Raw genomic sequence first — 6,721 nt, 5'->3', positions numbered from 1 at the left:
AAAGGTCGTCTGAAAAGTTTCAGACGACCTTTTGTCTTTCTTCCTAAACTATTTTGCAGGCGGCTTCAATTCAAACACTTCGGGATGCGCCTTAAAATATTCTACGGCGATAAATCCGCCGCCGATGATGATCACCAGGAACACCGCCATGACAATCATAGCAAGGATGAATTTATCCGAAGGATGGGCGTCGGGCTTGCGTTTATCCGCCATTATTGCATCTCCGAGAGCCAGTCGCGGGCAGTGAGAAACTCGTTCAGCCGCGCTTCGGGCGAACCATCTTCCGGCGCGTATTGATACTCGAAACGCACCAAAGGCGGCATGGACATCAAAATGCTTTCCGTGCGTCCGCCGCTTTGCAGGCCGAACAGCGTGCCCCTGTCCCAAACCAAATTAAATTCTACATAACGCCCGCGCCGGTAAAGCTGGAAATCGCGCTCGCGTTCGCCGTACGGCGTGTTTTTGCGTTTCGCCACAATCGGCAGATACGCCCCGATATAGCCTTCGCCGACCGCCTTGATGAAATTCAGGCAGGTGTCGAAATCCCAGCGGTTCAAATCGTCGAAGAACAAACCGCCCACGCCGCGCGTTTCGCCGCGGTGTTTCAGGTAAAAATACTCGTCGCACCATTTTTTGAACTCGGGATAAACCGCTTCCCCAAACGGCGCGCACACGTCCCGCGCCACCGTGTGCCAATGCAAAATATCTTCTTCAAACGGATAAAACGGCGTCAAATCAAAGCCGCCGCCGAACCACCACACAGGCTCGCCGCCTTCCGGATACGCGATAAAAAAGCGCACGTTCGCATGGCTGGTCGGTACATACGGATTTTTCGGATGAATCACCAGCGACACACCCATCGCCTCAAACGCCGCGCCCGCCAGTTCAGGACGGTGCGCCGTCGCCGAAGCGGGCATTTTGCTGCCCTTCACATGCGAAAAATTCACGCCCGCCTGCTCGAATACCGCGCCGTTTTTCAATACGCGGGTTTCGCCCACGCCCAACTTGCCCGTCCATTCTTCACGCGCAAACACCGCCCCGCCGTCTTCTTGTTCAAGCGCGGCGCAGATTTGGTTTTGCAGGTTTTTCAATACGGTTAAAACGGCTTCGGTGTGCATGGCTGGTTCCTTATGGATGGGGTCGTCTGAAAACCGTATTTTAATACGGCGCGCCGGATATTTATCAGAATTGCTGAAAAACGGGATGAAACAAAGTTCGCAATCTCTCAAAAGGTCGTCTGAAATCTTGAATTTAAGTTTTCAGACGACCTTTTTTGCGCTTAATACTGTTTGCGCCTCGTCTGAAAAAATGCCTGCAAAACGGCTTTGCATTCGTCTTCCAAGATGCCGCCTTTGATTGCCGTGTGTTTGTTCAGCAGCGGGTTGGCAAACAGATTGACAACGCTGCCCGCCGCGCCGGTTTTGGGTTCTGCCGCGCCGTAGATGACGCGGCGGACGCGGGCTTGAATGATGGCGGAGGCGCACATGGCGCAGGGTTCGAGCGTGATGTAGAGGTCGCAACCGTCGAGGCGGTAGTTCTGAAGGGCGGCACCTGCGGCGGCAAGGGCGCGGATTTCGGCGTGGCGGCTGATGTCGTGGTCGCTGACGCAGGTGTTGTGGGTGGCGGCGATGATTTGTTTGTTGGAGACGACGACCGCACCGACAGGGATTTCGCCGATGCGGGCGGATTGTTCCGCCTGCACCAAGGCGGCGCGCATGAAGGTTTCCATTTCAGACGACGTGGGGAAAACGGCAACGGGCGGATGGTTTTTAAGGGCTTGTTCCAAAGCAGTTTTCTGCGTTTGCGGCAGCTCTTGCGGTTTGATGCCGAGCAGCAAGGCTTCGAGTTGCCAAAGCGTGCTGCGGGTGACGGTCAGTCCGGCGGCTTTGAGTAGCAGGAAGGCTTGGACGGAACCTGTGCAGCGCAGCTCCTCTATGCTGCGGATGCCGAGGGATTGCAGGGCGGCTAAGGTTTGCGGGGCGACGGGCGGTGTGGTCAACAGGGTCGGCATGGCGTTTTAGATTTGGAAATGGCGGCGGACGAGTGCCAAGGTCGTCTGAACGTGGTTGCCGTCAGTGTATGGGTCGATGCTGTGCGCCAATGGGATTTTGCGCAGCCAAGTGAGTTGGCGTTTGGCAAGCTGGCGGGTGGCGGCGATGCCTTTTTCGACAAAGGTGTCGTAATCGGTCAAACCTTCGAGGTAATCCCATGCCTGCCGGTAGCCGACGCAGCGCATGGAGGGCATATCGGCGGTCAGCTCGGGATATTTTTGGCGCAGGGCGCGCATTTCGTCGATGAAGCCTTGTTCCAGCATCTGCGTGAAACGGCGGGCGATGTTTTCGTGCAGCAAGGCGCGGTTTTCGGGAATCAGGGCGGTGGTGCAAAGGTCGAGCGGCGGGGTGTAGTCGGCTTTTTCGGCAAAATGCGCGCTCAAGGGCTTGCCGGTCAGGCGGTACACTTCCAAAGCGCGTTCGATACGTTGGCTGTCGTTCGGTTTCAGACGACCTGCGGTTTCAGGGTCTATGGTTTGCAGGTTTTGATACAGATGCGCCAAGCCGTATCGTTGTTTTTCTTCCTGCAACCGGGCGCGAACGGCGGCATCGGCTTCGGGCAGGTCGTTCAAGCCTTCGGTCAGCGCGTGGAAATACATCATCGTGCCGCCGACCATCAAAGGCAGCCTGCCGCGCGCGCGGATTTCCTCCGCCAGCCGCACGCAGTCGCCGACAAACTCCGCCGCGCTGTAAGACTCCGTCGGCGGGATGATGTCGATAAGGTGGTGCGGCACGGCTTCAAGCTCGGCGGCGGTCGGCTTTGCCGTGCCGATGTCCATATCGCGGTACACCAGCGCGGAATCGAGGCTGATGATTTCAACCGGCAGGGCTTCGGCGATTTTCAAGGCAAGGGCGGTTTTCCCGCCGGCAGTCGGGCCGAGGATGGCAAAGGCTTTTGGGGTGTTCATATCAAAAGGGGCTTGGGGAAACGGACGGATTATAGCAAAAGGTCGTCTGAAATCATTGCTTCATTCATGATAAATATCTGTATCGACACCCGATTTCCCTCAATTTTTCTCAAACTGCAACAGGATCGAAATATCGGCCTGCCCTAGTTTCTTTAATCTAAAGCAGGTAAAATGGCAGCCGTTGCCTGATGCGGGCGAACACCCGCACCATCCGACGAACACTACCAAAATACAATCATATATAAATAATTTAGGAGCACTAAAATGGAACATAAGCTGCCACAACTGCCTTATGAACTGGACGCATTGTCCCCACATCTGAGCAAAGAGACTTTGGAGTTCCACTACGGCAAACACCATCAAACCTACATCACCAATCTGAACAATCAAATCAAAGGTACCGAATTTGAAAACCTGCCTTTGGAAGAGATTGTGAAAAAATCTTCAGGCGGCGTGTTCAACAACGCAGCCCAAACTTGGAACCACACCTTCTACTGGCTGGGTTTCACGCCTAAAGGTCAAGGCAAACCTTCCGGCGAACTGGCCGCCGCCATCGACGCTAAATGGGGCAGCTTCGAAAAATTCCAAGAAGCATTCTCCGCTTGCGCGGCAGGCACTTTCGGTTCCGGTTGGGCATGGCTGGTGAAAACCCCTGCCGGCGAATTGGATTTGGTTTCCACTTCCAACGCGGCAACTCCGCTGACCACTGAAAACACTCCGCTGCTGACCTGCGACGTATGGGAACACGCCTACTACATCGACTACCGCAACAGCCGTCCCAACTACCTGAAAGGTTTCTGGGAAATCGTCAACTGGGACGAAGTCGCCAAACGCTTTGCTGCTTAAGTTGAACGTTTAAAATAAAAGGTCGTCTGAAATCGATTTTCAGACGACCTTTTTGTTAGGCAACGCGGTATCAAAATTTCTCCTTATAGTGGATTAACTTTAAACCAGTACGGCATTGCCGCGCCTTGTCCTGATTTAAATTTAATCCACTATATCCGCTATTGATTTGACTTTAGCATCAGCCTCTTTTCGCTGGACGGCTTGGTTTCGAGCCGAAAGAATCGTTGGCTTTACGTTTGCCTTTGAAGCCTTCGCCGCCTTTCTTAAATCCTTCTTTTTTGAAACCTTCGCCGCGTGATTTGCCGCCGAAGCCTTCCTTGCCCGGTTTCTTATCGCCGCGCCAGCCGCCGGATTTTCTATCGCCCCAGCCGCCTTTGCCTTTCGGCTTGCCGCCTGCGGATTTGCGCTTGCGGGTCGGTTCCATGCCTTCGACGGTCAGCTCGGGCAATTTACGGCCGATGTATTTTTCGATTTTGTGTACTTTGACGTATTCGTTCACTTCGGCGAAGGTAATCGCAATACCCGTGCGCCCTGCCCGTCCGGTGCGGCCGATGCGGTGAACGTAGTCTTCCGCCTGTTTCGGCAGGTCGTAGTTGATAACGTGGGTAATGGTCGGCACGTCGATACCGCGTGCGGCGACGTCGGTGGCAACCAAAATTTTGCAGCGGCCTTTGCGCAAATCCATCAGCGTGCGGTTGCGCCAGCCTTGCGGCATGTCGCCGTGCAGGTAGTTGGCGGCGAAACCTTTTTCGTACAAATCGTCGGCGATGACTTCGGTCATGGCTTTGGTGGACGTGAAAATCACGCATTGGTCGATGTTGGCGTCGCGCAGGATGTGGTCGAGCAGGCGGTTTTTGTGGCGCATATCGTCGCAATACAGCAGTTGCTCTTCGATTTTGCCTTGGTCGTCCACGCGCTCGACTTCGATGATTTCAGGGTTTTTAGTCAGTTTGCGCGCGAGTTTGCCGACCGCGCCGTCCCAAGTGGCGGAGAATAACAAAGTCTGACGGTCGGTCGGAGTCGCTTCGACGATGGTTTCGATGTCGTCGATAAAGCCCATGTCCAGCATACGGTCGGCTTCGTCCAAAATCAGCACTTCCAAGCGGGCGAAATCGACTTTGCCGCTTTGCATCAAGTCCATCAGACGGCCCGGCGTGGCGACAATCAGGTCGACCGGTTTGCTCAGGGCGCGGGTTTGGTAGCCGAACGATGCGCCGCCGACGATGCTGACGGTGCGGAACCAACGCATATTTTTGGCGTACGCCAGCGCGTTTTTCTCGACTTGCGCTGCCAATTCGCGGGTCGGCGTCAACACCAACGCGCGCGGGCCTTTGCCCGGTTTTTCGCTGCGTTTGGTCAGCCGCTGCAAAGTCGGCAGCAGGAAGGCGGCGGTTTTGCCGGAGCCGGTTTGCGCCGAAGCCATGATGTCGCGGCCTTCCAAAGCAAACGGAATGGCTTGCGCCTGAATCGGCGTCGGGCTTTCGTAACCTTCGCTGCGCACGGCGGACAAAATGTTTTTATCAAGGTTCAAATCGGCAAATTTAATAGACATGGCTATCCTAAAGAGACAACAACGCGCACGTCTGAACGGTTTTCAGACGACCTGAAGCAAAGGAAAGTAACGATACGGGAAATGTGAAGTTACAGGGTTGTCGCAAGCATCTTGCTTGTGGTTAACATCGACGACAACCTGCACAGAAAGGCTTGGCAAATATGCAAGCAATATAAAGAAACGCGCCCGAAACGGCGGTTTAGGTTGGAAGACGATGGCTTCGTATAAAAAGGCGAACGGCGGATAATATAGATTTTATGGACAACGGTCAAGCAAAAAGGCATCAAGTGCGTTAAAATTCAAACCCTTCCCAATACTTATTCAGGCCGTCTGAAACCATGACCGACATCACACCCTTCGCCAACCGCATGGGCAAAAACATCAAACATCTCATGAAATGGGCGAAACGCAACGGCATCGAAGCCTGGCGCATTTACGACCGCGACATCCCCCAATTTCCCTTTGCCGTCGATGTTTACGGCGACCAAATCCACCTTCAGGAATACGATACCGGCTGGCTGATGCAGCCCGAAGAATACGAAGCGTGGCTTACCGAAGTATTGGAAGCCATCGCCTTCGTTACCGGTTTTGCGCCCGAACAAATCCACCTCAAACGCCGCGAACGCCAAAAAGGCTTGCAGCAATACGAGAAAACCGGCAAAACCGGCGACGATTTCATTATCACTGAAAACGGCCGCAAGTTTTGGGTCAACCTCGACAAATACCTCGACACCGGCCTCTTTCTCGACCACCGCAACACGCGCAAAAAAGTCGGCGAAACCGCAGCGGGCAAACGCTTCCTCAACCTGTTTTCCTACACCGGCAGCTTCACCGTCTATGCCGCCACCGGCGGCGCAGCGTCCAGCGAAACCGTCGATTTGTCCAACACTTATCTCGATTGGGCGAAACGCAATTTCGAACTCAACGGCATCAGCCCCGAACAACACAAAATCGTCCGCGCCGACGTATTCCAATACCTGCAAAACGCCGCTGCCGAAGGCAAACAGTTCGACCTCATCGTCATGGATCCGCCCAGCTTCTCCAACAGCAAAAAGATGCTCGACATCCTCGACATCCAGCGCGACCACAAAAAGCTGATTGACGGCGCGATGAACCTGCTCGCTTTAGACGGCCTTTTGTACTTCTCCAACAACTTGCGCAGCTTCGTCTTGGACGACTCGGTATCGGAACAATACGCCGTCAAAGACATTTCCAAACAATCCGTTCCCGACGATTTCCGCAACAAGAAAATCCATCAGTGTTGGGAAATCAGACACAAAGCCTGACTGTCCTCGTCGTTTGGTTGAAATACCCAACGGTTTATCTGCCCAAAGGTCGTCTGAAAACTGAACTGGCCCCCAAAT

The 6,721-nt window shown here is 54.2% G+C and carries 7 protein-coding genes; 2 read left to right on the top strand and 5 right to left on the bottom strand.

The features are described from left to right. Nucleotides 1-48: 48 nt before the first annotated feature. From HMPREF3277_RS14900 to miaA, 4 genes are all read right to left on the bottom strand, one after another. Nucleotides 49-213 (bottom strand): hypothetical protein, encoded by a 165-nt coding sequence (locus HMPREF3277_RS14900; protein ID WP_003760121.1) that lies wholly within the window; start codon nucleotides 211-213, stop codon nucleotides 49-51. Beyond that, nucleotides 213-1,118: an oxygen-dependent coproporphyrinogen oxidase gene (gene hemF, locus HMPREF3277_RS06000; RefSeq protein ID WP_070870354.1), complete on the bottom strand. Its 906-nt coding sequence runs from the start codon at nucleotides 1,116-1,118 to the stop codon at nucleotides 213-215. Before hemF ends, HMPREF3277_RS14900 begins: the two co-directional genes overlap by 1 nt. 161 nt (nucleotides 1,119-1,279) lie before the next feature. After that, nucleotides 1,280-2,002 carry a tRNA adenosine(34) deaminase TadA gene (tadA, locus tag HMPREF3277_RS05995; RefSeq protein ID WP_070870357.1) on the bottom strand — a complete coding sequence of 241 codons (723 nt, stop codon included), beginning with the start codon at nucleotides 2,000-2,002 and terminating at the stop codon, nucleotides 1,280-1,282. Nucleotides 2,003-2,017: 15 nt separating this feature from the next. Beyond that, the gene (gene miaA, locus HMPREF3277_RS05990) at nucleotides 2,018-2,959 is read right to left on the bottom strand and encodes a tRNA (adenosine(37)-N6)-dimethylallyltransferase MiaA (protein ID WP_070870353.1); all 942 of its coding nucleotides are present in this window, start codon (nucleotides 2,957-2,959) and stop codon (nucleotides 2,018-2,020) included. A gap of 264 nt (nucleotides 2,960-3,223) precedes the next feature. Here miaA and HMPREF3277_RS05985 point away from each other — a divergent pair, with 264 nt between their 5' ends. Next, a complete protein-coding gene (locus HMPREF3277_RS05985) occupies nucleotides 3,224-3,805 on the top strand; it encodes a superoxide dismutase (RefSeq protein ID WP_003777725.1) in 582 nt (193 codons plus the stop codon). A 178-nt stretch (nucleotides 3,806-3,983) separates the two neighbouring features. Here HMPREF3277_RS05985 and HMPREF3277_RS05980 read toward each other — a convergent pair whose 3' ends face one another. Then, entirely contained in the window at nucleotides 3,984-5,357 is a 1,374-nt protein-coding gene (locus HMPREF3277_RS05980) for a DEAD/DEAH box helicase (RefSeq protein ID WP_070870352.1), read from the bottom strand. A 338-nt stretch (nucleotides 5,358-5,695) separates the two neighbouring features. On the opposite strand from HMPREF3277_RS05980, the gene HMPREF3277_RS05975 reads away from it, so the two are divergent. Further along, nucleotides 5,696-6,643, top strand: a complete 948-nt coding sequence (locus HMPREF3277_RS05975) for a class I SAM-dependent methyltransferase (RefSeq protein ID WP_070870351.1) — start codon at nucleotides 5,696-5,698, stop codon at nucleotides 6,641-6,643. Nucleotides 6,644-6,721: the final 78 nt, after the last annotated feature.

This window comes from Neisseria sp. HMSC70E02, assembly GCF_001838645.1.
Classification (GTDB): Bacteria; Pseudomonadota; Gammaproteobacteria; order Burkholderiales; family Neisseriaceae; genus Neisseria; species Neisseria macacae.
The sequence above is the reverse complement of the archived record's forward strand: the minus strand, read 5'-3'. Positions and strand labels throughout refer to the sequence as shown.

Bases quoted from the DNA above. Each gene is read 5' to 3' on its own strand.
- HMPREF3277_RS14900 (WP_003760121.1), bottom strand. From the start codon at position 213: ATGGCGGATAAACGCAAGCCCGACGCCCATCCTTCGGATAAATTCATC.
- hemF (WP_070870354.1), bottom strand. From the start codon at position 1,118: ATGCACACCGAAGCCGTTTTAACCGTATTGAAAAACCTGCAAAACCAA.
- miaA (WP_070870353.1), bottom strand. From the start codon at position 2,959: ATGAACACCCCAAAAGCCTTTGCCATCCTCGGCCCGACTGCCGGCGGG.
- HMPREF3277_RS05985 (WP_003777725.1), top strand. From the start codon at position 3,224: ATGGAACATAAGCTGCCACAACTGCCTTATGAACTGGACGCATTGTCC.
- HMPREF3277_RS05980 (WP_070870352.1), bottom strand. From the start codon at position 5,357: ATGTCTATTAAATTTGCCGATTTGAACCTTGATAAAAACATTTTGTCC.
- HMPREF3277_RS05975 (WP_070870351.1), top strand. From the start codon at position 5,696: ATGACCGACATCACACCCTTCGCCAACCGCATGGGCAAAAACATCAAA.